This is a genomic window from Calothrix sp. NIES-3974, assembly GCF_002368395.1.
Taxonomy (GTDB): domain Bacteria; phylum Cyanobacteriota; class Cyanobacteriia; order Cyanobacteriales; family Nostocaceae; genus NIES-3974.
In genome coordinates this window covers 4,979,942-5,006,893 of the sequence record NZ_AP018254.1, presented here as the reverse complement: position 1 = coordinate 5,006,893, position 26,952 = coordinate 4,979,942, and the positions used below count along the sequence as shown (strand labels likewise).

Genomic DNA, 26,952 nt, shown 5'->3' with positions numbered 1-26,952 from the left:
ACAAATCCCGCTCGGACTGCTGTATGTAGGAAATATATGGGAGTTAATTACAGCTAGAATTCCTGTAAATTAAGGATTTTCAGCTCAGTGTTTTCTTATAATTTTTTAGGATTGTTATATAAATCAGGACTTGCGCAAATAGAATCAACAGGGATGTCTATCTGAATTATGTCTAACCCCATCAGCCAATTAATCGCTCCCCATGAACAAGATTTAGGGGGTTTCGTTGCTCGACGAATTTTACCCCAAGAAGAACGCATGATGGTTGGACCATTTATATTTTTTGACCACCTGGGACCTGCGGTTTTCCCTCCAGGAAAAGGGGTGGATGTGAGACCTCATCCCCATATTAATTTAGCAACGGTGACTTATTTGTTTACTGGAGGTTTGCTACACCGGGATAGTTTAGGAACTATTCAAGAAATTCGTCCCGGTGCTGTGAATTGGATGACCGCAGGTCGAGGAATCTCCCATTCGGAACGTTCTCCAGAAAGCGATCGCCAAATCGAATCCACTATCCACGGTATCCAAACTTGGGTCGCACTCCCCGATGAAGATGAAGAAACCGAACCTTGGTTCCGTCACCACCCCCCGGAGGATATACCAACTTGGGAAGCTAATAATACCCAAATTAAATTAATTGCTGGAAAATCAAATGGTTATACCTCCCCAGTAAAAGTATTTTCACCGATGCTCTACTTAGATGTGGTTTTTAATGGTGATGGCAAATATACCTTAGCAGCCGATTATTCGGAACGAGCTGTCTACACTGTCACCCCAGGAATTCACATTAATGGAAAAGCGATCGCTCAACATCGTTTAGCAATAATTAATCTGGGAGAAGTTGTAGAAATTACTGCTAGTACTTCTGCTCGCTGTATCATTATCGGTGGTGAACCTGTTGGTCCACGTCAAAAATGGTGGAATTTTGTTTCTAGCCGTCCTGAAAGAATTGCACAAGCCAAAATAGACTGGAAAAATCATCGTTTTGGTCAAGTTCCTCAAGAAACGGAGTTTATCCCTTTACCGGAATAATTCTCAAAGTTAGCTAACTGTCTAGTAGCATTTACAGCGAATAAAACCCTTTTGACTTCGAGAAATCTGTCTTAATTTATTGCCTTTCCCCATTCCCTACTCCCTTCATATCAAATTCAAATTCATTTCGGAATATCGCTCCAAGCCTTTGTATTTAAATTTGCACGCAAATAACTCGATTTTTAGATCGAAGCGGGCATTGCGTAATGCAGAAAGCGTTTTTTATACAGCGTTTTCTGCTTCTTTCCCAATTGTTTTTTTAATGATTAATAACTAGATTAATATCTTTCACAAAAATTCTTGATTTTGTCCCGATATTTATCTTTAATTTTATAATTGTTCCTCTGTATTCTATCTCTTGTTTCCTATATTATTTCTCCTGTATTCTACATTATGTATCCTCAAATATGCGATTAGAAAATATTACTTCCCCCTTAACGGAAGCACAAGTCAAGGCTGATAGGGAATTAGTCACCCAAATACAAGCTAACTTACGGGGATTAGGATTATATCCCGGTGGTAAGTTTATCGATGGTGATTTTGGTTCTCGTAGTCGCAGTGCAGTTAAACAATTTTGTGATTTTTTGGGATTACCTTTTCCTGTATATGATAGAATTTTTGCGCAAAATCTTTTGAATTGTAAATGCTTACCAGAGGTACTTAGTAATAGCAATAATGAGCAAGTTTATCAAAAATTACTAGCTATTGGAAGGGCGACTCGCTTAAGTAGTAATGAAGATGCAGCATTTTTACATCGGGGAATTCAAAACTCTAAATACCTAGCGGAAATCAATCAATATCCTCAGTGTTTAGCTGTTAAACACGAGATAAGTTTCCTTCCTAGTAACTATGTCGCCTATCCTAATGTTGGCGTGATTCCCCATATTGATACCCAAAGTCTGGGTTTTTTAGATAATCAAATTACTGAGGCTTGTGTCTGTTTAGGTAAATTAGTTAATGGACAAATGCAAACCCGTTGGTTAGGGAAAAATGCCAGGAGTAAACGTCAATTTTGGAGTGTGACAAAAATTATTCCCCTGGTGAATACGGTTTGTGAGGCGAATCGGAAATTTCCTGATATTGATATTGAAACCTGTTATATCACTAATTCTAATTACCTATTTATTGATTTAGCTTTAGATGTAGTCACCTATCGCCACAAAATTGCTTCCTCTAACGGAGTTGCGGCGATGTTGAAAATGTTTCAAACACCTTACAATCTGGAAAATTGGTTGAAAAAAATTACTGGGAATCAAAACTTGGAATTTCGCAGTGGCTATGGTGAATCTCCCTTTTTAACTCAACCTAAATTAATCGATCGCAACACGGGAAGGGTTCTCCTCACAGCAGCAGGAACTAGTTTAGAAGTGGACAAAAATTATGTTTCCGCTTACGATTTAACCCGATTGATGTCCATGTTAGCTTGGCATTTACATCTTCATCAAAATGCTCGTCTTCCTGGTGGACAATGGCATAGTTTGAGTAACCTAGTCCAGGTTTTAGGTCATGACCGAGCTAGATATATAGAAGTCGCAATCGAAACCCTCGGTTTAGAAAAAGCAGTGACTTCACCTGTAATTATTTCCAAACTTGGCAATGGTTACAGTCAAACCCGTAATCAAAACGAAATCACCTACGTTGGATACGTCCAATTTTTGGACACGCGATCGCCAACTCACAATCCAGGTGATCAATGGCGTTCCCTTGCGATAACATTACGGGGAGTTACTAATCCCGGTAGTTGGGTAGAATTGGATGCACGTATGGCTGCAAGTGTCACCGAAATTATCCGTCGCGTCGTTACGGAAAATATTGTCTGAAAATAGATATCTGTTGAATTTTGACTGGTAATCTAAAATCCAAAATCCAAAATCACCGTCGGTGAAACTCAACCACCTTCTCCAAAATTTTCACATCGTAATCACCAAAAAAATCATGACCTAGTAAACCGATTTCCGCTTGAGGAGCGATCGCAACTTCTATATTTCTCGCAACTGCACCCCCCACTGCAACTGAACGAACAATCCCGGTTTTCAGTTCAATTTGGCTACCGTCGGCTATCCGTGCTTGAATTGTACTGGTTGGTTTTAATGATAGAGCATTTGCCATTCTCTGATTAATTAGTGTTGCGCTTGCACCTGTATCCACTATCATTTCAAATACCTGATTACCGTTAAATGTCACCTCGACCACCGGAGTACGATGGATTCGACGTTTGATCGGAATCCGAAAAACTCTCGTATTTTGCGCTGGTGTCGAAATGCCACACAAACTTCCCAGACTAATGATTCTTCCTGAAGAGTCCACCATAAAGCAACCACCAGGGTCTAGAGCTGCTACCTTTCCTGTCCCAGTTAAGATTGCAATTGTTGGTAATATCAGTAAGATTATTCGCCCAATTACGTTCATTGTAGCATTCCTCCTAAATAACCACGGGTTGCCTATTTACCTAAGTTACCCATTTAGGAGAGAAAAATTTCTGGAGACAGAATATAGGAGACAGGAAGAATTCATTTCTATAACCTGCTATTTGCAAACCTATTGAAACAGCGATCGCAAATATTACCTGGATGGAAAAAATTATAGGGAATCAATATGTGGTTCAACCATCACCTGTCAACTGTCAACAAACTAAAAGGGAAATATATCAGCGTGCGAAGTATAATTCTGATTTTTCAGGTCTATTCTCCCGATTATAGAGGGCGATATATTAGATGTTGAAACTAATCAATGTTTTTATGTGTCTTAATTATCGACGATACCATTTATTGGTCATCCAGTTGAGTAAGATGCAAAAATGTTGAGAACTTTACCCCTGTAAGCTTTCTGCTGGCTTTACAGTTGCATTTGTCACACCTGTTGTCAATTCATCCAGATGACTTTCTTCATAAAAGTTAATATTTAGACAAAGCGGGAAGAATATGGACTTTTCTGTAGGGAGAGCAAAGATGGAATTGGGGAAAGGACGAAAAATTTTTGTCCTAGCTGAGTTAAAGACTGCATAAGTGGTGTTAGTCAAGACGTATTAAACCTGTGTGGATGTCGAAAGTGACAGGAAATCGGGTCGGGTGCAATTGCCAATGTAAACAACAATAGTGGAAAAACAGGGGGTTGTAATGCAAGCTTTAACACAGGGTTTCCAGGAGCGCAATCTCGTAATGGTATCGGAAGGAAAAAGAATTGTCGAATATTGGCGATCGCGACTTGCGAGCGAGTGTCCGCAGTACAGTGTTGTCAATCGTGAAAGTATTGTCAGTTGGTTGGTGGGTGATGATTGGAAGCGGTTTGAAGAATTAGCTCCCCGGGATTTGCAAATTGCCAAGCAAGCGATGGAATATCGGTTTCGGATTTTGCAACAGCGATATTTAGGTAAAGGTCGAGAAGTTGCTTACAATAACTTAACCCAACGTTTAGGTAGTTTAGTCACCCTGCGGAATAAAATTAAAACGTGGGTAGCCCTCAGTCGCGATCGCCAACGGACAGTATTGGATGTTTTGCAAGAAGTGATTCAAGAATTGCTGCACAGTGATAAATACATGCAGCAGCAAATGATATACATTGCCAAGTTGACCACCGAACCACGCTTACAAAACGCCCTATTGTTCGCAAGTGTAGAAGAATACTGTTTGCGTCCGATTCGTAACCAACCCCTATTGGTGTACAGATTTGTCAACTATTTGCGACGCACCCAACGCGGTGGTTTGACCCAAGTACCCAGTAACGACCTGATTAAGCTGGTATCCGAAGAAATTGGAGGAGATGACGGGGAAAACAGCATTAGTTTGATCGATAATCAAGCGATTGATGACTATCAAGAGCAACAGGAACTCGAAGAACAGCAAAATCTGCGCAGACAAGTGCAAAGCGAATTCGAGGAATACCTCCAGGAAAACCTGGGAGCAGAAGCTGTCGAATGGTTACGTATGTACCTCCAAGGTAAAACCCAAGAGGCGATCGCCAAAAAATTAGGTAAACCAATTCGGGACATCTATCGTCTTCGGGAAAAAATTAGTTACCATGCAGTACGCGTTTTTGCACTCAAAGGTCAAACCGAACTCGTAAATGCTTGGTTAGGTACTTCCCTGGAAGAACACAATTTAGGTTTAACCCCCAACCAGTGGGAAAAACTGCGTCAACAGCTTACCCCCACCCAAGCGCAAATTCTGGAAATGCGCAAACAGGGGATTGAATTTGAAGCGATCGCCCCACAACTCAAATTAAAACACCACCAAGTCATGGGTGAATGGACAAAAATCTACCTCGCTGCTCAATCTATCCGTACCCAATCATAAAACTTATAGGGATTAGGGAGTAGGGAGTAGAGGAAAAACCAATCTGTCACCCAAGGTCTATAAATTACTCGCTCAAAATCCAGGAACGAGCGATCGCATGATTCATTTCCCCAAACACTAATACCAATTTCAATGATGATGAGGTATAGATGGAAATATAAAAAGCTTACACAGCAGATGTTTTAACATCCATAGCTACCCATAGTAACCCGGATTTCTCACAAACCTCTAAAACTTTCAGGTAATAGGGAGTAGTAGGAAAAACAACCCATGACTCAACGCTTATCACTTGTGAGAAATGCAGGGTAAAGCTCCTTAAGGAGAAATCCAAAATCTCAAAACCACAATCTAAAATTCAAAATAGTGTACTTTGAAGTCAATGAAACTACAATAACTAATAGTTATAGCCCCCCATCTGTAGCAACAATTGGCGTAAACAATGTAACTCAGTATACTGAAAAATTGATAAAAATTTCACCAATAAACAAAAAAGCTTGGCAAATGTTTAATATCCAGTCACAGGTGGGCACAATAGGATAGAAAGATACATCCGAGCGAAAAAATGGCTATGCTGTCTTCTCAGGACAATTCAGCGTATATACAAAACCAGGGACAGAACTCATCTCCGTTGAATTCCGAATTTGATTGGAACTCGCAAGAAAGGCGAGCGGAGATATTTCGCTTGATTGAAGTATACTTGTGTTTTGAAGCTTGTCTATACCATCAGATTTTACCTTTAACCGTTGAAGATGAAACCCTAATATTAGGAATGGTAAATCCCCAAGATGGAGCAGCTTTGGAGTATGCTAGCCGTATTCTCGCTTATGTTAATCGCACGGTGTCTATCTACGTTATCACTGCTGAACAACATCGAGAACTGCTTTCTGCCTACTTAAATTTTAAGAATTCGGTTCAAGTTCCACCGACATCCACGGAAGTATCCCCCCAAAACGAGTTAGAACCAGAACAGTCACCACCAACCACTCCTAGTACACTAATAGCAGAATACGAATTTCCCCAGCAACTTCCCGAACCATCACCCACAGCTGTAAATACCAATCCTTCCCTCAACACCCATATACCCCTGCAAACACTGACTAATTTAGAAGCAGCAATTAACCCCAAAAAAATCGAAGATTTGCCGATTTTATGTATTCCCCATCCAGATGACCTCAATCCCCTAGGTCTGTTACCCACCCTTCCCCCCAAACAATTCTTAGCAGAATTAATCGCTCGTGTCATTAATCGGGGAATTGGTCGTCTTTATTTTGAACGTTTACCCTACAAGGGTCGAATCCTCTGGAGTGAAAATGGTGTTCTACAATCAGTGTTAGAAAAATTACCCCTATCCGTGTTCCAGGGTGGATTGAATGAATTGAAACGGTTTGCCAAATTACCGCTACAAACGATTGCAGAGCCGAAGCAAGTTGAACGAGAATACCTGTATCAACAACAACGTTTAATGGTAAGAATTAGAGTTATGCCAGGAATGTATGGAGAAGAGGCAACCCTACAGGTATTACGTGGTGCGGCTTTGAAGTTTTATCAGCAACAACAACTGGCGAAATTAAGTAATAATGCTTTAGGTATTTCTCAACAATTAAGTCATAAATTACACGAACTCCAAGCCCGCATGTTAAAGAATCCGAATGTTAGTCCAGACCAGATTGAAGCTTTGAGTGTGTTAAATCGCTTGTTGTATAACCTGGATAATCAAATCGAAAATTTTACTGACGAAGCGAAAAAATAGCACGAAAACCAGAGGAATATATGTGTATCCAGGAGAAATTTCATTTACCCTCGAATGTACTCAAAATATCTTCCGGTAAAGGTGCATCAAAATCATCAGGGATAGTAAACTCACCAGCACACAAGCCAAATGGTCGTAGTTCAGCGATTGGTTTATCTACTTCAACAATCACAACTGTTTCACCTGCTTCTGCTTGACGTAAATACTTTACAATTATTGGAGCAGAAAGCCCACCAGCAACAGACTAAAAATCCAAAAAATTTTTAGTCTGTTGAGTCATGCGCGGGGTGGGACGGACAGTTTGCTCAAGCCGGGAAACCCGTCCATGCAACTGCCCTCATGAATGGGAAGCACCTTTAGGTGCAGTCCCATTGTTAGCGAGTTTTTTGATTAGCAATATACTTTTTAATTATCTCACTTGAAGCATCACCCGCAGTTCCACAAAAATAACTTCTTGTCCACATTGAAGGCATTCTCAATAAATGTGGAAATTCTTGTCTTAATACCCTAGAAGTATATCCTTTTAACCTAAACATAATTTGGTCTGGGGCTAATGTTGGAGAACTGCTCACAAAAAGATGTACATGGTCTTCCATGATTTCAAGAGCTAGAATCTCGCACCCTAGTTATGAATGTTTTTTCATAAAGCAATTCCTCAAGCCTGATAGCAACATTTCCAACTAACACCTTTTTTCGTCTTTTCGATATCCAGACGAAGTGGTAATTAATCATAGTGACTGATGTTGTCTTGTGCCTGTAATTTTCTAGCATATGTAAAGTTTTTGTCAAACTGCGGTCAATAGCTTGTATCTATCAACCATAATATACTATATTATTTTTGTCATCTCAGGGTCGAGCGATGTTAGTCTTAGAAGCGAAATTGAAGGGCAAAGAAAGTCAGTACGGCTTATTAGATGAAGCTATTAGAACGGCTTTGTTTATCCGCAACAAAGCTCTAAGACATTGGATAGATAACAAGGATGTTAGCAAGAATGACCTTCAAAAACTTTGCGCTGTTTTAGCCAAAGAATTTGATTTTGCTGGCAAACTCAACTCTATGGCTCGTCAGGCTTCTGCCGATAGAGCTTGGTGCGCTATTAAGCGTTTCTATGACAACTGTAAAGCTAAAAAGCCAGGTAAAAAGGGTTATCCGCGATTTAAAAAGCGTGGACATTCCGTAGAATATAAAACTTCAGGATGGGCTATTTCTGCCGACAAGAAGTACATCACTTTTACTGATGGTTTTAAAGCAGGGAAATTTCAGCTAGTTGGAACTCGTGATTTCAGCTTTTATTCTACTAAGCAAATTCAGCGAGTTAGAGTAGTTAAACGAGCAGATGGTTATTACTGCCAATTTTGTGTTGATGCGGAACGCAAAGAACAGCATCAGCACAATGGTAAACAAGTAGGAATTGATGTCGGACTTGAGTTTTTCTACACTGATTCTGATGGCAAGACAGTCGAAAATCCCAGATTTTTGCGTAAGTCTGAGAAGTCTTTGAAACGCAAACAACGCAAAGTTTCTAGATGTAAAAAAGGCTCTTCTAATCGCCGCAAAGCTGTGAAAAAGTTGGCGAAAAAGCATCTCAAGGTAAGTAGACAGAGGAAAGATTTTGCTGTGAAGACAGCAAGAACTCTAGTCCAGTCAAACGACTTGGTAGTTTATGAGGACTTGCAGGTGCGAAATATGGTTAAGAACCATCATTTAGCTAAATCTATCAGTGACGCTTCGTGGTCACTGTTTACTGATTGGGTAGACTACTATGGCAAAGTTTTTGGCATTTGGGTGATAGCAGTTGCACCTCACTACACATCGCAAGATTGTTCTGTTTGTGGGACACGAGTTCAGAAATCTTTGTCCACTCGTACCCACAAATGTCATTGTTGTGGGACAGTGATGCACCGTGACCATAACGCGGCGACTATGATTTTGAACAAAGGATTAAAAAGTACTGTGGGGCGCACAGAATCTAAAGCTTGTGGACAGAACGACCTCTGCTTAAGTGGGGAAACTCCTTTAAGTAAGTCGGCTGAATGAAACAAGAATCCCACGGCTTTAAGTCGTGGGAACGTCAATTTGAAGGGTTATGCTGCATTTCATCAACTGTCACACTAAACATAAAAAGTCTCAGTATAAAGGTTAAAGTCAAAGAATTATAGGTTTATCGCAGTAAACACCACAATTACATACATCTAAAATCTGTCGTATGTCCGAACTAAAGCTTAAATTAACCTTTGCAACACTTGGGTTTTGTATGCAATTTTTTGAGTGAGGACTGAAGTCCCCACTGCAAACCCAGGTAAATCACCTATAATTTAGTGCCGCATTCTGGACAGAAGTTATTGTGAGGAGAATTTTTGGCACCACAATTACTGCAATAAATCGGCTCGTTGATGGTTTTCGGTGCTTGCTTGGGTAAACCCAACATATTGGCGTTGCTCTTACCTGGTGCAACCATTGGATAACAGTTTTCATCCTTAGTGACACGCACATCAACCACAACTGGTCCATTAAAAGCGAGAACTTGAGCGATCGCATCTTTTAATTCTTCCCGCTTACTGACCACCATACCCTTAATTCCATAGGCTTGACAAAGCAATTCCACGTCTGGCATTCCCACTTCCATATTAGAATTAGAATAGCGCTCTCCGTAAAATGCTTGCTGCCATTGTCGCACCATCCCTTGCCAACCATTATTTAAAATAAATGTCTTGACATTAATTCCATATTGTGCAAGTGTGCCCAATTCCTGTAAACACATTTGGAAACTGGCATCACCGCTAATACAGATAACCTCTTCGTCGGGGAAAGCGACCTTTGCACCCATTGCTGCGGGGACACCAAAACCCATCGTTCCTAATCCCGCACTGGAAATCCAGCGTCGCGGGCCATTTTTCAAGAATTGGGCTGCCCACATTTGGTGTTGACCGACATCAGTGGTGTAATAGGCATGGGGAGCTTGGTTTGCTAACTCCACAATTACTTCTTGGGGGGAAATACTATCGGGGTATCGGGGAACAATTAGGGGGTACTCTTCCTTCCAGCGTCCGATGAGGCGCAACCATTCTTCCGTTTGGTGGGGTATGGGTTTAAGTTCCATATCCTGGATACGCCGTAACATATCCTGTAAAACCGTGCGGACATCCCCAACAATGGGCACATCTGGAATGCGGTTTTTACCGACTTCTGCGGGGTCGATATCAATATGGATCACCTTCGCGCGGGAGGCAAACTCATCCAATTTACCAGTTACCCGGTCATCAAATCTGGCACCCACACAAATAAGTAAATCACAATCAGTGACAGCAAAGTTAGCATAGGCAGTACCATGCATCCCCAGCATACCCACAGACAGGGGATGGTGTTCATCGAAAGCGCCAATTCCCATCAAAGTCGTAGTGACGGGGATATTAAACATCTCTGCCAACTGACGCACTTCTGAATGGGCATTAGATGCGATCGCGCCACCACCAACATATAGTAAAGGACGACGGCTATCACGAATTAATTGAATTGCGGCGTTAATTTGTCGAGGATTACCTTTGACGGTGGGTCGATAACCAGGAAGTTTCACCGAACCCGGTTCTACAGGGACATAATCAAACTCTTCTAGAGCTACATCCTTGGGAACATCAATCAAAACAGGTCCAGGTCTACCTGTACTAGCAATATAAAAAGCCTCCGCAACAATTCGGGCAATATCTTTCGGGTCACGCACCACATAGGAATGTTTAACAATTGGTAAGGTGATACCATAGATATCAGTTTCCTGAAATGCATCCGTACCAATTGCCGGACGGGGAACCTGTCCCGTGACAACTATCATTGGCACTGAATCCATATAAGCAGTGGCAATCCCCGTCACCAAATTCGTTGCACCTGGACCAGAAGTTCCAAAGCAAACACCGACCTTCCCTGTAGCCCTTGCATAACCATCAGCCGCATGGGATGCACCTTGTTCATGTCGGACTAAAATATGCTTAATTCCAGCACCAGTCGCATCGACCTTGTAGAGATCATCGTAAATCGGTAGAATTGCTCCACCGGGATAGCCGAAAATATACTCTACACCATGTCGCTGCAAACTATCAAGCAGAGCAAATCCACCCGAAACACGCTGAGGCTTGGAATTTGTACCAATCGGCACAACATTCGACGCGGAAGAGTTTTGAGTTTGGGGGGAAGGAACTTGAGAAGGCGAATGCACTAGCAAACCTCGGTTGATAGCTAAAGTAATGATTAAATTCTGTAGTTAATATTTCATTTTAGTAGAAAAGTTTAATTCAACCTAGATTTTTTGACAGAAATTTGAGGATATATTGACATTTGGATAGCAATGGGGTGTCGGGAAAAAATAAATTTGACAAATTCCGTAGAGACGACCCGTCGGGTCGTCTCTACACATCCCGTCGGGTCGTCTCCACACATCTCTACACATTCCCCTCCCAAACCTCTACAAACCGCCGATATAACCACATATTTTGGTGTTGAGGAAACTGATTTTCCTGGAATAACCTCTGCACTTGACGTTGTTGGAGGGATTTGAGGTAGGATAGGTCCTCAAATAGGGTGAGACAAGCAGCAAAGTGGAGGATAATTTGCAAAAAAGGTCGGAACCATTGTAAATCGCTATAGATGTCAATGAAAAAGTAATGTTCTTCTTCCGTTAGGGGAAGAACGTTAAACATGACGGTGATGCGTTTGCGGTTGTAAACGGGGATGCTTAATTCAACTGTGTAGGGATTGTGTAGGGTTAAATCAACTTCCACAAGTGGTTGTCTCCAGATCCGCAGGGGATTCCAGGGAGAATTCAAGGCTGTGGTGAACTTGATTTTGCCACCCTGTCGGGTGGGTTGGGTATGGGTGACACTGACGATTTGCAGATGGTTTAAGCTGAATCGATGGATTGTTTCTAGATGTTTGAGGTTGAGTAAGTGGTAAATTTGGCAAAGATAGGAAAAGGGTAATATGTATTCTTGGCTGATTAAATGGTATTTTTTCAGTTTGAGGGGAAAGGGTGAATCATCCGAGCTAAGTTGCTGACTTTCATTGGTATGAATCAGGGGGAAATAAGTAGGAATTGGGGTTGGAGTTACTTCCGGTTTGAGGAATAGCCAAGTTAATAAAAATAATATTGGTGGGAATAATTGGGTAAGACTAGCAAGATGTAAATAGGAAGTAGAAAAAATTGCGATCGCTCGTTCTAAACTAGCAAATATCCAAGCCGCAACCCCTAAGCACCATACTCCTCGCTTCATTTGATTAGTAAATATCTCTATTTCTAATGCTCGGTTAGCGGCGATTTGGCTGTTATCTATAGATTTGTACATAGTTATTTGTTTGCAATGTTGTTTGGCAAACGGAAGTTATCCCAAGATTGACTCACCCTCGTAGAAAAAAATAATTATTTGCATTCCTCCAGACATTTCTCGATGATGAATAAATGCAAATGTCAAGAAAATATGTTCAAATTTTCAACATAGGTTGCTAGACAATCAAGCCTCAAGATATACAATTAGATAATTTATGATTTTCGCCTGCTAACAACATGTCCATCCTCAGTCAGTTATTCCGAAAACCATTGCGCCATCAGATATTCTCGGTTTCCATTACAGGCATATTTTTGCTCACAGCTTGCTCACCCCCCCAACCGGGTGCATCGAATAATCCACAACCTGCAAATACGACTGCAAATAATACCCTTTTAAAGCTATTGTATTGGCAAGCACCAACTATCCTAAATCCCCATTTGTCTCCCGGTAGTAAGGATTTTGAAGGTAGTCGGATTACCTATGAACCATTAGCTAGTTTTGACGAGAATGCTCAATTAATTCCATTTTTAGCCGCAGAAATTCCTAGCATTGAAAACGGAGGATTAGCTAAAGATGGTAGATCTGTCACCTGGAAGTTAAAACAAGATGTGAAATGGTCGGATGGAACTCCTTTTACAGCTGATGATGTGGTGTTTACCTATCAATATCTTTCTAATCCAGCCGTTGCTGCAACCACCACTGGTAATTATGAAGCCGTCAAAAGTGTCGAAGCAGTCGATAAATATACAGTTAAAATCAATTTTCACGATAAAAATCCCGCTTGGTCCCTACCTTTTGTCGGTTTAAATGGGATGATTTTACCCCGTCATATTTTTGCTAAATATAATGGAGCCAATGCAAGGGAAGCACCAGCAAATCTCCAACCCATCGGAACAGGTCCCTATCGTGTTGTGCAATTTAAGCCCGGTGATATTATTATTTATGAGCCAAATCCCTTCTTTCGTGAAGCTGGTAAACCCTTCTTTAAACGGGTAGAACTCAAGGGTGGTGGAGATGCAACCTCCGCAGCAAGAGCAGTTTTGCAAACTCAAGATGCAGACTTTGCTTGGAATTTGTTGGTGGAAGCACCAATTCTCAAACAGTTAGAATCGGCTGGAAAAGGACAAGTCAGGATAAGTAAGGGAAGTTTTGTCGAGCGAATTTTACTGAATCAAACTGACCCGAATCAACAAACAAGTGATGGTGAACGTTCAAGTTTAAAATTTCCCCACCCGTTTTTCCGGGATAAAAAAGTACGTCAAGCCTTTAATTATGCCATTGACCGCGAAACCATTGTCAAACAATTATATGGGGTGACAGCCACTCCCACAGCAAATATTTTAGTTGCACCAGAAAGTTACGCTTCACCGAATAATAAATTGGAATTTAATTTAGAAAAGGCTGCTGCTTTATTGCAGGAAGCTGGATGGAAAGATAGTAATGGCAATGGTATTCTTGATAAAGATGGTGTGGAATTAAGTGTTTTGTTTCAGACTTCGGTGAATCCATTGAGACAAAAAATCCAGGAAATTGTCAAACAAAATTTAACTTCTTTAGGGGTGAAGGTGGAATTAAAAAGTATTGACCCCAGTATCTTATTTTCCGGCGACCCAGCTAATCCAGATACAATTAACCGCTTTCAAGCTGATATGCAAATGTTTTCTAGCGGTAATAGTAATCCCGACCCCGGTGCATACATGAAAAATTGGACTTGTGACGAAATTCCCACCAAGCAAAATAATTGGTCGAAACAGAACTATGCCCGTTATTGTAATCCGGAATACGATAAACTCTGGAAACAGTCAACCACAGAATTAGATACCCAGAAACGACAGCAGTTGTTTATCAAAATGAATGATTTATTAATTCAAGATGCGGTTGTAATTCCTTTGGTTGCTCGTGCAGAAGTAGATGGCATTAGTAATCGTTTAGCTGGAGTGGAATTGACCCCCTGGGATACAAAAACTTGGAATATTAAAGAGTGGAAACGGAAATAGGAAATGGGTGATATTGCTGATTATATTTTGTGTTAATACCAAAATTATCGTCGATATATGTAGAGACGTAGCAATTCTACGTCTCTACATAATGTAAAATTTTCAATTCAAACCCGAATTTGAGGATATCCATCCCCCCATTTCTCACAAAACCCTAAAACTTAAAGGGAGTAGGGAGTAGAAGAAAAGTTAATCCGTCACCCAAGACTCATAACTTACTCGTGAGAAATCCAGGAATCGAATTCAGGTTGAATCATGATAATCTTGGGTCTAGGGCATCCCTCAAAGCATCACCAATATAATTAATACTTAAGACTGTGAGAAATATGGCAGTACCGGGAAAAATTACCATGTGGGGAGCAATTTCTAAAAAATTTTGTGCGTCATAGAGCATTCTTCCCCAAGTGGGGATATCTGGAGGAAAACCTAAACCGAGGAAACTCAAAGTCGATTCGGTGATAATTGCAGCACTCACAGAAAGGGTTGCAGAGACCAAAACCGGACTGATGACATTCGGGAGAATATGAATCCAGATTAAACGACTCGGTGAAGCTCCAATTGCACGAGCTGCAATTACAAACTCCATTTCCCGTACCGTTAAAAAACCCGCTCGAACCAACCTCGCAACAGACATCCAGTTTAGTCCCCCAATTAGAAGAACAATTAAGATAAATATACCTAACTCCGCTCCTGCGATCGCTTTGAGGGAATCACGAAACAAAAATATAATTAATAATAGCAGGGGTAGTCGGGGAAGGGCTAAACACAAATCGGTAAACCGCATTAATATCATATCTATCCAACCACCATAAAATCCCGACATCGCACCAATTAATATCCCTAAAGATATGGCCACCAACATGGAAAAAATCCCCACAGCAATGGAGATTCTGCCACCATATAATATCCTTGCTAAAATATCTTGACCCAAATCATTAGTTCCAAAGGGATGTTGCCAAGTGGGAGGAAGGGTTGATTTGGCAAAGTCAATTTGATTGACAGAATTACCATAAACCAGTGGCCCAAAAATTACACCCAAGACAATAATCACTAGGATAACTGTACCGAATATGGCTTGGGGATTGCGTCGAAATTTCCTCCATCCATCTTTACCTCTGTTTCCTAAATTATCAGATTTATTGGCGGTAGTTAATCCAGATACGGGTTGGGAGTTGGCGATTTTTTTCAGTATTGTTTTGACCATATTACGTTTAAGTTTAATAATTGAAAATTTCTAGTTCAGAAATCACATACTGTTACCAATTCCCGTAGAGACGTAACATTTTATTCCTGTAGAGACCTAACATGTTATTCCTGTAGAGACCTAACATGTTACGTCTTGGTATAATTAACACGAGGGTCGAGAAAACTGTAAAGAACATCCGCCACCAAATTAAATAAAACAATGAGAATCGCATAGATAAAGGTAATGGACATAATTACAGGCGTATCATTATGGTAAATTGAATCAATTAATAAGGCCCCAATTCCCGGAACTCGAAACACCTTTTCTGTCACTAAAGCTCCAGTAAATACACTGGGAACATCTAAAGCAACTAAAGTGACAACTGGAATCAAGGCATTGCGTAAAATATGATAAATAATTACTCGAAAATTAGATAAACCCTTAGCATAGGCGGTACGCACATAGTCTTGGTGAATATTTTCTAATACCTCCGACCGCACAAAACGCATTAACATCGCAATTTGCCACAGGGCTAATACAGAGATTGGCATAATTGATTGTTTGATTTGTTCTACCAAACTGCTCCAATCTTTTATCTCTAAAGTACTGTTATAAATAAAAGGAAACCACTTTAATTGCACGCTAAAAATAATGATAAATAGTAAGCCTGTAAAAAAAGTCGGCAAAGAAAAACCAATAAATACTAACGTCGTCAAAATCGTATCAAAGATAGAATTGCGTTTGAGAGCAGAAATTACCCCCAAGGGAACAGCTAATAATGCACCAAAAAAGTAGGCAGAACCAACAACCCACAGCGTTGTTGGTAGACGCTGAAGAATTAACTCACTCACTGGACTACGACTAGTAAATGAATAGCCCATATCGCCAGTAACAAAGGCTACAATCCATTTGAAATAGCGAATATATATTGGTTGATCTAAACCAAAAGACTTTCTAATATTTTCTCTGACTTCTGCTGTAATCGATGGATTAAGGGCAAACTCACCCATTGGGTCTCCGGGAGCTAATGCCAAAATTGTAAAAATCACCAGACTGATGGCGATTAATATGGGAATGGAGGTTAATAGACGCTGAAGCAGATATTTATTCATGGGTAGATGACATTATGATGGTTGGGAATGGTTAGGAAACTTAAGTGATGAAATATACTGATTTTTGTTGAGTATTTGACTTGTGAGTGTTAAGTGTTGACGGTTGACCGCTAATTGGATTTAAGTAATAAAATATACTATTTTTTCTGGGGTTTGGAGAGGGGGGGGAGGTATTATACCGTTTGACTTTGGAGTTGATAGCTAAGGGGGAGCAGGGAAGAAAATGTATGTGTCAAAATTTTAGTGAAATGGTACTACAAAAAAAGCCAGCGATCGCATCCACCAACAGGAAAATACAGGGAGACACAAATAGGTCAAGAATCATGGTTTATTAAAGCCTCAATCTGCATTTTGAGCCAGGTAGTGAGAAAACCTTGAGTAATGCTTGATTTTCCCACCACTCCCTACTCCCTGTACAGACGACCCCACGGGTCAGACGACCCCACGGGTCGTCTCTACTCCCTACTCCCCACTCCCTCTAAAGTTTTCCCCTGTTTCCTCAAATCATCAATAAATTTTAACTAAATCGATACATTACCACCGTTTCCTCACCTATACTGATTGCAAAATGTTAAGAATTAAGTAGTCGCGTTCGGAGAAGATTATTTGTGGTTATCTATGCACCTCGTCCGCAGTCAACGCTTGCATCGACTACAGATAAAGGAGTTGAGGATAGGTTAGGGGGTTTTGTCAACCGCCATATTGGTCCATCCCCAGACCAAGTGGAAAAAATGCTGGAGGTTTTGGGGATTTCCAGTTTGGATGAATTAATTGCACTCACGGTTCCAGCTAATATCCGTCGGGAACAGGCTTTAAATCTACCGGAGGCTCTCAGTGAAACTGCTGCATTAGCGACCCTGAAGCAAATTGCCGCCCAAAATCAGGTTTACCGTTCCTATATTGGTATGGGATATTATAACTGCATTACACCCCCTGTAATTTTACGGAACATTTTGGAAAATCCGGGTTGGTATACAGCCTATACTCCCTATCAACCGGAAATTGCCCAGGGTCGTTTGCAGGCTTTACTGAACTTCCAAACGATGGTAATTGATTTAACAGGGTTGGAAATTGCCAATGCATCCCTGTTAGACGAAGCAACCGCCGCCGCAGAGGCGATGAGTATGAGTTTTGCGGTTTCCAAAACGAAAGCTAATAGTTTTTTTGTGGCTCAAGATTGCCATCCCCAAACAATCGACGTGTTACGGACACGGGCTGAAGCGTTAGGGATTGAGGTAATTGTTGGCGACCATCAAGGGTTTGATTTTCAAGCACCGATTTTTGGGGCGATTCTCCAATATCCAGCGACGGACGGGACGGTGTATGATTACCGGGAATTTATCGCCAGAGCGCATGGGGTCGGGGCGCTGGTGACGGTTGCAGCTGACCCGTTGAGTTTGTGTTTATTAACACCACCGGGAGAGTTGGGTGCGGATATTGCCGTTGGTAGTACCCAGCGTTTCGGTATTCCCCTAGGTTACGGTGGTCCCCATGCGGCATATTTCGCGACCAGGGAGGAATATAAGCGTTTGGTTCCGGGGCGGATTGTTGGTGTATCGAAGGATGTACATGGTAAAACTGCCCTGAGATTGGCTTTACAAACCCGCGAACAGCATATCCGTCGGGAAAAGGCGACGAGTAATATTTGCACTGCCCAGGTGTTGTTGGCGGTGATGGCGAGTATGTATGCGGTATATCATGGTCCCCAGGGTTTACGGAAAATTGCGGAACGGGTACACAGATATACAAATCTATTGGCAGCAGGTTTAAAACGTCTGGGTTATGGTTTGGGGTCTGCAAGGTTCTTTGATACTTTGCGGGTGGAATTAGGCGATCGCAAGTTGGCTGATGTTCTCGATCGATGCGAAGCCAAGAAAATTAATTTGAGGGTGTTCCCATCGGATGGGGTGGGAATTTCTCTGGATGAAACCACGACGGAGGCGGATATAATTGACCTGTTGACTATTTTTGCTGGTACGGATCAATTACCCTTTAATTTGGATGAGTTACAGGATGAAATTTCCCCAGCCATAGTCACTCGTCAAAGTCCCTATCTCACCCACCCAGTATTTAATAGTTACCATTCGGAAACGGAATTATTAAGGTATTTATCACGGTTGGAACGGCAGGATTTATCCCTAACTACTTCCATGATACCCCTGGGTTCCTGCACGATGAAACTGAACGCTACTGCCGAAATGATTCCGGTAACTTGGGCAGAATTTGGTCAGATTCACCCCTTCGCACCCCCCAGCCAAACCAAAGGGTATCAAATACTATTTCAGCAGTTGGAAACCTGGTTAGCAGAAATCACCGGATTTGCAGGTATATCCCTACAGCCTAACGCTGGTTCCCAGGGAGAATACACGGGATTACTGGTAATTAGAGAATACCATCGCAGTCGGGGAGAAGGGAATCGCCATATTTGTTTAATTCCCACCTCCGCTCACGGAACTAACCCCGCAAGTGCGGTCATGTGTGGCATGAAAGTAGTGGCTGTAAATTGCGATCGCGATGGTAATATCGATGTGGCAGACTTGAAGGCGAAGGCAGCTAAATATGCCGATCAGTTAGCCGCGTTGATGGTTACCTATCCTTCCACCCACGGTGTGTTTGAAGCGGCAATCCAAGAAATTTGTGCCATTGTCCATGAGTACGGTGGTCAGGTATACATGGATGGGGCAAACATGAATGCTCAGGTTGGTTTGTGTCGTCCCGGTGACATCGGTGCAGATGTCTGCCATTTGAACCTGCATAAAACCTTCTGTATCCCCCACGGTGGCGGTGGTCCAGGAATGGGACCCATTGGAGTAGCGGCTCACTTAGTGCCGTTTTTACCTGGTCATCCGGTTGTGGCCACGGGAGGAAGTCAGGGAATTGGGGCAGTTTCCGCCGCACCCTGGGGAAGTGCTAGTATTTTAGTGATTTCCTGGATGTATATTGCGATGATGGGTGCAGCCGGGTTAACAGAGGCAACAAAAATTGCCATCCTCAATGCCAACTACATCGCCAAACGTTTAGAAAATTATTACCCAGTTCTGTATAAGGGTAGTAATGGCTACGTAGCCCACGAATGTATTTTGGATTTACGTAATCTGAAAAAAACCGCCAATATCGAAATTGATGATGTTGCCAAACGTTTGATGGACTACGGCTTCCATGCCCCCACTGTATCATGGCCCGTGGCGGGAACAATTATGGTGGAACCCACAGAAAGTGAGTCGCAACCAGAACTCGACCGTTTTTGTGATGCCTTAATCGCCATTCGCGCGGAAATTGCTGCCATAGAAACCGGAGAAATGGACATCACCGACAATCCCCTCAAAAATGCTCCCCATACAGCCGCAAGCTTGATTACTGGGGAATGGAACCATCCCTACAGTCGCGAACAAGCAGCTTACCCTGCACCCTGGACACGGGATAGTAAGTTTTGGGTCAGCGTCGGTCGGATTGATGCTGCATTCGGCGATCGCAATTTTGTCTGTTCCTGTACACCGATGGAGGATTATACGGATTAAATAGGGAGAAGTCTAGACCCGTAGCGGCTTGTAATAAAAAGTACGTAGTTGCACTTTAGCGCTTTCCTAATAATATCATTTCACTGAACTTATGTGCTGGACTATTAGATAGACTAAGACGTACAAGCAAGCAGTTTCTCATCTCCAAGAGAAACTGTGCTACCTGCATCTACGAGATGGCTACTCCCTATTCCCTGTAGAGACGACCCGACGAGTCGTCTCTTCCTATTCCCTATTCACATTTAATAAAATATTTTCATCAAAATTGACAAGTTAAAAATTCATATTGGCTGTGTATTAATTAGATGAAGATACTGTTTGGTAAAGTTATCTGCACTTTGAGCAGAGAATTTCCGGATATAATCAAGATATGGGTGCATGAGTGAATATTCAGTTTATTTATTTATGTTTAAGATTCGGTGTGATAGGAGCCGGGTGTAATAATTCGTTAATGAGGAGCAAGGCTAATGCGGGAAAGACTTTTACAAGCTATAATTATAACTTTTTTGCTCCATTTGGTGTTTGTAATTAGTGCGAAAACAGGTGCATCTGGTAGCAGATATCCGGTGGCGGTAAATGAGGTAAATCCAATTGCATGGTTATTTGATTCTTCCGCATTACCAAAATAATTGTTTGGCAATACAGAATCAAGTATTTCGGAACGGCTGAAACAGATAAATTAGTAGATAGGAAAAATTATCATTTATTCCTGTTCCTTGAGGAGTAGCCTACATAAGCGAAAACTTGTATAAATCACATAACTAGGGTCTGCGGAAAAAGTTTTTTCGTGAGGTTAGTTAGGGAACAGGGAGAGACGCGACATGTCGCGTCTCTACAGGGAATAGTTTGGCTCTAAAAAATTACAAATTACAAATGCAAGCTTTTTGAACTCCATAGGTCTATTTGGAAAGAGCTTTTTGCGACTAAAATCCCCTCTAATTCTTGTAATATATAGAGACACGTTAGCGTTCAGCTCCTCTGAAAGAGGCTATATCGCGTCTTTACTATTGTCTTTACTTGCTTAAATGCATAACCGATTATACTGCCTACACCAGAACTGTAGATGCGCGTAGCACAGCTTCTCTTGGGATTTCTCCACTCCCTACTCCCTAATCCCTACCCTTTCAAGCTAGTGTAGACATATAGCAGCCATAATTCGTTAAACTGAGCGGTAAAGGACGTAGCTATGGCTAATGGGGAATCATGACAAACCGTCTTGCTCAGGCTGAAAGTTTATATTTGCGCAAACATGCGGAAAATCCGATTGATTGGTGGATGTGGTGCGATGAAGCCTTAACCACTGCAAAGGTTGAAGATAAACCGATTTTTTTATCGATTGGATATTCTAGCTGTCATTGGTGTACAGTGATGGAGGGAGAAGCTTTTTCAGATCCTGCGATCGCGGAGTATCTGAATGCAAATTTTTTGCCGATCAAAGTGGATCGAGAAGAACGCCCAGATATTGATAGTATCTATATGCAGGCGTTACAAATGATGAGCGGTCAGGGGGGTTGGCCGTTAAATGTGTTTTTATCACCGGATGATTTAGTACCTTTCTATGCGGGAACCTATTTTCCTTTAGAACCTCGCTACGGTAGACCAGGTTTTTTACAGGTTTTACAAGCTCTGCGGAATTATTATGACCAGGAAAAGGCTGACTTGGCAAAGCGTAAGGGGATAATTCTGGAATCCCTGTTAAGTGCAGCAATGTTGGAAGTCGATGGTGTCAGCGAAACGGAAGACCGGGATTTGTTATCACGGGGTTGGTTGACTAGTGTGGGAATTATTACACCGAATCAGTATGGTAACAGTTTTCCCATGATGCCCTATGGGGAATTGGCTCTGTCAGGATTACGCTTTGGTTGGGAAAGCCAGTACGATGCTGAAGAAGTTTGTAGACAACGGGGTTTAGATTTGGCATTAGGTGGTATTTTTGACCATGTAGCGGGGGGATTCCACCGTTATACGGTTGATCCAACTTGGACTGTACCCCATTTTGAAAAGATGCTCTACGACAATGGACAAATTGTGGAGTATTTGGCAAATTTGTGGAGTGCGGGATTTTCCGAACCTGCTTTTGTTCGAGCTATTAGCAAAACAGTAACCTGGTTAGCAAGGGAAATGACTGCACCCCAGGGCTATTTCTATGCAGCTCAGGATGCGGATAGCTTTGTGAGCAAGGAGGAACGGGAACCAGAGGAAGGAGCTTTTTATGTGTGGAGTTGGGAGGAACTGCGATCGCTGCTTTCTCCGGACGAATTAACGGAATTACAACAGCATTTTCATGTTAGCGTTAATGGTAATTTTGAAGGTAAAAACGTTTTGCAACGCCGACAAGCGGGGGAGTTGAGTCCGAGTTTGGAAGTCACCCTGGAAAAATTATTTGCTGGACGCTACGGTGATACTGCTGATAATTTACCCACATTTTCCCCAGCACGAAATAATCAGGAGGCAAAAACCGTCAATTGGTCAGGACGAATCCCCCCCGTCACCGACACCAAAATGATTGTGGCTTGGAATAGTTTGATGATTTCCGGTTTAGCACGAGCTTTTGCTGTGTTTGGAGAGAGGAAATATCTCGAATTGGCCACAAAGGCAGCTAACTTTATTCTAGAATACCAATTTGTCGATGGTAGATTTTATCGCCTCAACTACGACGGTAAACCCCATGTATTAGCCCAATCCGAGGATTACGCACTTTTCATCAAAGCCCTACTCGACTTACACCAAGCCGCATTAGCTGAGGAAAATAGCAGTAGCGACGAATGGTTACAAAACGCGATCGCACTACAAGCCGAATTCGATCAATACCTCTGGAGCCAGGAGTTATCTGGATATTTTAACGCAGCCAGCGACAACAGCCAAGACCTAATTATCCGCGAACGCAACTACCAAGATAATGCCACACCATCAGCCAATGGAATTGCGATCGCTAATTTAGTCCGTTTAGCTTTGTTAACGGATGATTTACAGTATTTAGACCGAGCTGCTGCGGGTTTAAAAGCCTTTCGCAGTGTCATGCAACAAACACCCCAAGCATGTCCCAGCTTATTTACAGCCCTAGATTGGTATCGCAATTGTACCTTAGTTCGCGTTGACACACCTCAAATTTCCCCTCTCCTCAGTAAATATTTACCCTGCACAGTTATAGCCAAAGTATCTCCACCCCCCGTGGATAGCATCGGTTTAGTTTGTCAGGGGTTAAAATGTTTACCCGCAGCCACTAATTTACAAGAATTAATCCAACAAGTTGAAACCAGTTATCTTCGCATTGAGAATACAGGACACAACATTAAAAGGTAAAAATAAATGATGAATACCTTTTAAATTTTGCTTTTAACTTGTTGGGTGAAAGCATGTTATCATAAATCTTGATCTCACAAGCTTTGAAAATTTCAACAACGTACCTCCGAAAAACTGCAATCTGCTGTATATCGGAATACTGTGATTTTTGTTGGTATAACGCAATAGAGATGACCGACAGGTCGTCTCTAGATCGGATTCCAAAAATCCGCAATACAGTCATAGTCTAGTCAAGACTGTACCAAAATCATTGCAAACTAAGTATATGCACCTCCGTTTCCTACCTACTCAAGTTACTTCAGTATTCAAATAGGATTCCTAAAATAAATAATTTTATTTTATCTATAATCTTGAGGATAGACTATAAAGAATCATGAAGTTTATTGATATCGTTATTTATCTAACAAATAGCTATAGGTAGATGGGAATATGATAATTAACATACTACATGAACAAATTATAGTAGTTCCCGGTCTAGTGAGATACGATTTTAAATCTGCTTGTATTTTTGATAATCCCTAAAGCAATTTAGGTATACTTCGGGTGCTTGGGAAAGGCTGTATATGCCTAATGATTTTGAGAAAAATTTTCTCATCTGTGGAATTTTGTGATTAACAGGCAATGATTACCTTCAAGAAACACAGAGGGTTGGAAATTTAGTGTGTGTTTCTTTTAACTCTTGGGTTGTTCTGTTCTATTGAAAGAGGTTTTTAAAAACTTATTAATTATATTCTCCGTGCATAGCACGGAAAAATCTGAGCAAAGAGAAATATTGGTAATGGTAATTAATTTGTTCATAGATATTATTCATCTGTTCACAGCAAGACTAAGATTACTATCGAAATCTCACAGCAAAAATCAACTAGAACTATTAATACAATTACTACAATTTACAGCTGATAATCAAGGCCGTTCGGAGCAATTTTACTCATTACTACAAGCTCATCAATATTTATTTGACCATAATTTTCCTAGCTTATTAAGGAATTGGGTCAAAAGTAGATTACTGGAACTAGGGTCAGAAAAAGCCAAAAATCTTGCCATCAATATTGTTAGGTTTAGTAATTTAATTCAGAGGTGTCCCCTGGGTCTTCAAAAAAGCCATCTAGAAGTTGCTATTACTGGATATAACTTGGCTTTAGAAGTTTTAACTCGTGATGTATTTCCTCGATATCATGCAGATATACTGTATCATTTAGGTTTGATATATAAACAACAACATCTTCTAGATTTTGGATATAAATCTTTTAAGGAAGCAATTGATATTATCGAATTCATGGTGGTTGAAACTGTTGAAAAAGATGATATCCAATGGCAAAGGCTTTATCAAGAAATGGTAGATACTTGTCTGGAACTAAAGCTGTATAACCAGGCTGTAGAATATATTGAACGTAGTAAAACCCGCAGTTTATTAGAATTACTTGTGCTTCAGGATTTATCCTTGAAGATGAATTCGGAAGTGGATAATCAAGAAAAATTGCGACAAATCAGGGAAGAAATAGAACAGGAAAATCAAAGATTATTACTAGAAAGGAAAAAACTGGATCCAAACATTTATCATCAATCAGCATCTCAATTATCCATAACTGATAATACTCGGAATTTATTCTCTCAAAACCTTGACTACGCTAGAATTAATCAACTCCGTCAAAGTTATCGAGACAATCATGCTGAACAGCCAATTAAGTACAAGGATATTCAACATCTGTTAAACGATAATACTGCAATCATTGAACTATATATCCTCCAAGATTATTTTTGTTTATTTATTATCACTCATCAGCAAGGAGAACCAATCAAGTGGAAGTCAAGCAAGCAAGATTTAAGACAATTACAAAATTGGTATACCAGACATATTCAACTTTATAATCAAGATAAACAAAGATGGAAAAATAATTTAGCAGAAAGTCTCCAAGGATTAGCAGAAATTATACACATCGATGAAATTATCTCCCTGATACCACATCATATCCAACAACTTATTTTTATTCCCCATCTTTTGTTACACTTATTACCCCTTCATGTTTTACCATTAAAAAATGGGGATTACATAATTGATAGATTTAGCCAAGGGGTAGGTTATGTACCAAATTGCCAACTCTTAAAAATTGCTCAACAAAAATTTCAGCAACAGCAAAAAACGAATAATACTAACTCAGATAATAATTTGTTTGCAATTCAAAATCCCACTGAAGACCTAGCTTATACAGATGTAGAAGTCGAAGCGATCGCATCCACATTTACAGGTAATTATTCTGTTTTAGCCAAGAAAAAAGCCACAAAAATTGCTCTAACTAAATCACCTTACAAAAAGAAAATATATAATGTTAAGTGGTTGCATTTTTCCTGTCATGGCTACTTTGATTTTCAATGTCCATTGCAATCAGGTTTACTGTTAGCGAATTCTTTCCTAAAGGTAATTCCTTCCCATGCAGATCCATCACGATATATATCCGTAAAATCAGGAAAAATTGATTTAGAGCAATGTCTCACCATGTCAGATATCTTGACATGGAAATTACCCAATTGCCGTCTTGTCACCCTTTCTGCTTGTGAAACTGGTTTAACTGATTTTGATGATATCAACAAGGAATATATCGGCTTTCCTAGTGGATTTATCTACGCTGGTAGTCCAAATGTTGTTGGTAGTTTGTGGTCTGTGGATGATTTTTCTACTGCTTTATTGATGATACGATTTTATGAGAATTTGCAATTAAATCATCATCAATCCTCTGGTGTTTGTGGTGTATACTTAGCCCTTAATGAAGCTCAAAAATGGCTACGTACTCAAACCAAAGCAGAATTATTGAAATTCATCTTGATTAAGTTTCCTGATGTCCATCACCGTATTCAAGTCAGGGTGTTTTTAAAAACCTATCCCAATGATAGTCAACCCTTTGCTTCACCCTATTTTTGGGCTGGTTTTTGTCCGTTTGGCAGTTATCAATAATGTCCGATTATACATTTCTGTAATTTTATCATAGAAAATACATCAACACGTCAATGTCATTTGATTACGACCAAAATATCGCTATTTTTATTTCTTTCTTGGAGCATCAACCATCTTTATTTTCTCCTGCTGATTATGGAGAATTAGAGAAATTAATTGATTCCCTACCGGATGACAACGAGGTGATTTCGCGGGAAATCTCAACTTGGTATGAAAATAAACCTGAGATTCTGGATGTTCAAATAAAACTTATGTCTATAGAGAGTTATGAAAGAACTCCTGGAAGTAAAAAAGGTAATGTCCCTCCATCTAATCCGAACATCAATAAAAAAGCTTTAGAGAACGCAATTAAAAGAAGTAATCTGAAACATTACAATCAGAATCCATCTGTAGAAACTTAGGAATGCACGACAAAATTTATCAAAGATGAACCAACCATATGAAATTAATCAATCCCAAACTGACCCTATATGCTTTTCATCTACGAAATGATTTG

Annotated in this window: 17 protein-coding genes and 1 pseudogene; 11 read left to right on the top strand and 7 right to left on the bottom strand. The window is 40.7% G+C overall.

The window, feature by feature from the left end; all coding sequences use genetic code 11:
• Positions 1-168 precede the first annotated feature (168 nt).
• Both CDC37_RS20090 and CDC37_RS20085 read left to right on the top strand, forming a co-directional pair.
• Positions 169-1,035, top strand: coding sequence for a pirin family protein (locus CDC37_RS20090; protein WP_096624497.1), 867 nt, complete (start codon positions 169-171; stop codon positions 1,033-1,035).
• Between the two features lie 407 nt (positions 1,036-1,442).
• Positions 1,443-2,855: a peptidoglycan-binding domain-containing protein gene (locus CDC37_RS20085; protein WP_096624495.1), complete on the top strand. Its 1,413-nt coding sequence runs from the start codon at positions 1,443-1,445 to the stop codon at positions 2,853-2,855.
• 52 nt (positions 2,856-2,907) lie between these two features.
• Here CDC37_RS20085 and CDC37_RS20080 read toward each other — a convergent pair whose 3' ends face one another.
• On the bottom strand, positions 2,908-3,444 hold the full coding sequence (locus tag CDC37_RS20080; RefSeq protein ID WP_096624493.1) for a retropepsin-like aspartic protease family protein: 537 nt from the start codon (positions 3,442-3,444) through the stop codon (positions 2,908-2,910).
• Positions 3,445-4,151: 707 nt separating this feature from the next.
• Here CDC37_RS20080 and CDC37_RS20075 point away from each other — a divergent pair.
• Both CDC37_RS20075 and CDC37_RS20070 read left to right on the top strand, forming a co-directional pair.
• Positions 4,152-5,327 carry a HetZ-related protein 2 gene (locus tag CDC37_RS20075; RefSeq protein WP_096624491.1) on the top strand — a complete coding sequence of 392 codons (1,176 nt, stop codon included), beginning with the start codon at positions 4,152-4,154 and terminating at the stop codon, positions 5,325-5,327.
• A 568-nt stretch (positions 5,328-5,895) separates the two neighbouring features.
• Complete coding sequence (locus CDC37_RS20070) at positions 5,896-7,077, top strand: pilus assembly protein PilB (protein WP_096624489.1); 1,182 nt, start codon at positions 5,896-5,898, stop codon at positions 7,075-7,077.
• A 40-nt stretch (positions 7,078-7,117) separates the two neighbouring features.
• On the opposite strand, the gene CDC37_RS20065 is transcribed toward CDC37_RS20070, so the two are convergent.
• Together CDC37_RS20065 and tnpA are read right to left on the bottom strand one after the other, a co-directional pair.
• The gene (locus CDC37_RS20065) at positions 7,118-7,294 is read right to left on the bottom strand and encodes a type II toxin-antitoxin system Phd/YefM family antitoxin (protein WP_096624487.1); all 177 of its coding nucleotides are present in this window, start codon (positions 7,292-7,294) and stop codon (positions 7,118-7,120) included.
• 157 nt (positions 7,295-7,451) lie between these two features.
• Positions 7,452-7,848 (bottom strand): annotated as a pseudogene (tnpA, locus tag CDC37_RS20060) (IS200/IS605 family transposase).
• Positions 7,849-7,936: 88 nt separating this feature from the next.
• On the opposite strand from tnpA, the gene CDC37_RS20055 reads away from it, so the two are divergent.
• Positions 7,937-9,115, top strand: coding sequence for an RNA-guided endonuclease InsQ/TnpB family protein (locus CDC37_RS20055; protein WP_096623085.1), 1,179 nt, complete (start codon positions 7,937-7,939; stop codon positions 9,113-9,115).
• A gap of 271 nt (positions 9,116-9,386) precedes the next feature.
• Here CDC37_RS20055 and ilvB read toward each other — a convergent pair whose 3' ends face one another.
• Both ilvB and CDC37_RS20045 read right to left on the bottom strand, forming a co-directional pair.
• Complete coding sequence (ilvB, locus tag CDC37_RS20050) at positions 9,387-11,285, bottom strand: biosynthetic-type acetolactate synthase large subunit (RefSeq protein WP_096624485.1); 1,899 nt, start codon at positions 11,283-11,285, stop codon at positions 9,387-9,389.
• A 223-nt stretch (positions 11,286-11,508) separates the two neighbouring features.
• Positions 11,509-12,408 (bottom strand): hypothetical protein, encoded by a 900-nt coding sequence (locus CDC37_RS20045; RefSeq protein WP_096624483.1) that lies wholly within the window; start codon positions 12,406-12,408, stop codon positions 11,509-11,511.
• A gap of 218 nt (positions 12,409-12,626) precedes the next feature.
• Here CDC37_RS20045 and CDC37_RS20040 point away from each other — a divergent pair, with 218 nt between their 5' ends.
• Entirely contained in the window at positions 12,627-14,387 is a 1,761-nt protein-coding gene (locus tag CDC37_RS20040; RefSeq protein WP_096624481.1) for a peptide ABC transporter substrate-binding protein, read from the top strand.
• A 253-nt stretch (positions 14,388-14,640) separates the two neighbouring features.
• Here CDC37_RS20040 and CDC37_RS20035 read toward each other — a convergent pair whose 3' ends face one another.
• Both CDC37_RS20035 and CDC37_RS20030 read right to left on the bottom strand, forming a co-directional pair.
• Positions 14,641-15,591, bottom strand: a complete 951-nt coding sequence (locus CDC37_RS20035) for an ABC transporter permease (protein WP_096624479.1) — start codon at positions 15,589-15,591, stop codon at positions 14,641-14,643.
• 128 nt (positions 15,592-15,719) lie between these two features.
• On the bottom strand, positions 15,720-16,685 hold the full coding sequence (locus CDC37_RS20030; RefSeq protein ID WP_096624477.1) for an ABC transporter permease: 966 nt from the start codon (positions 16,683-16,685) through the stop codon (positions 15,720-15,722).
• 608 nt (positions 16,686-17,293) lie between these two features.
• Between CDC37_RS20030 and gcvP the strand changes: the two genes are divergently transcribed.
• From gcvP to CDC37_RS20005, 5 genes are all read left to right on the top strand, one after another.
• The gene (gene gcvP / locus CDC37_RS20025; protein ID WP_172892806.1) at positions 17,294-20,203 is read left to right on the top strand and encodes an aminomethyl-transferring glycine dehydrogenase; all 2,910 of its coding nucleotides are present in this window, start codon (positions 17,294-17,296) and stop codon (positions 20,201-20,203) included.
• Between the two features lie 467 nt (positions 20,204-20,670).
• Entirely contained in the window at positions 20,671-20,832 is a 162-nt protein-coding gene (locus CDC37_RS24535) for a hypothetical protein (protein WP_157780798.1), read from the top strand.
• 574 nt (positions 20,833-21,406) lie between these two features.
• A complete protein-coding gene (locus tag CDC37_RS20020; protein ID WP_096624475.1) occupies positions 21,407-23,506 on the top strand; it encodes a thioredoxin domain-containing protein in 2,100 nt (699 codons plus the stop codon).
• A 778-nt stretch (positions 23,507-24,284) separates the two neighbouring features.
• The gene (locus CDC37_RS20010; protein ID WP_096624471.1) at positions 24,285-26,456 is read left to right on the top strand and encodes a CHAT domain-containing protein; all 2,172 of its coding nucleotides are present in this window, start codon (positions 24,285-24,287) and stop codon (positions 26,454-26,456) included.
• 53 nt (positions 26,457-26,509) lie between these two features.
• The gene (locus CDC37_RS20005; protein ID WP_096624469.1) at positions 26,510-26,857 is read left to right on the top strand and encodes a hypothetical protein; all 348 of its coding nucleotides are present in this window, start codon (positions 26,510-26,512) and stop codon (positions 26,855-26,857) included.
• Positions 26,858-26,952: the final 95 nt, after the last annotated feature.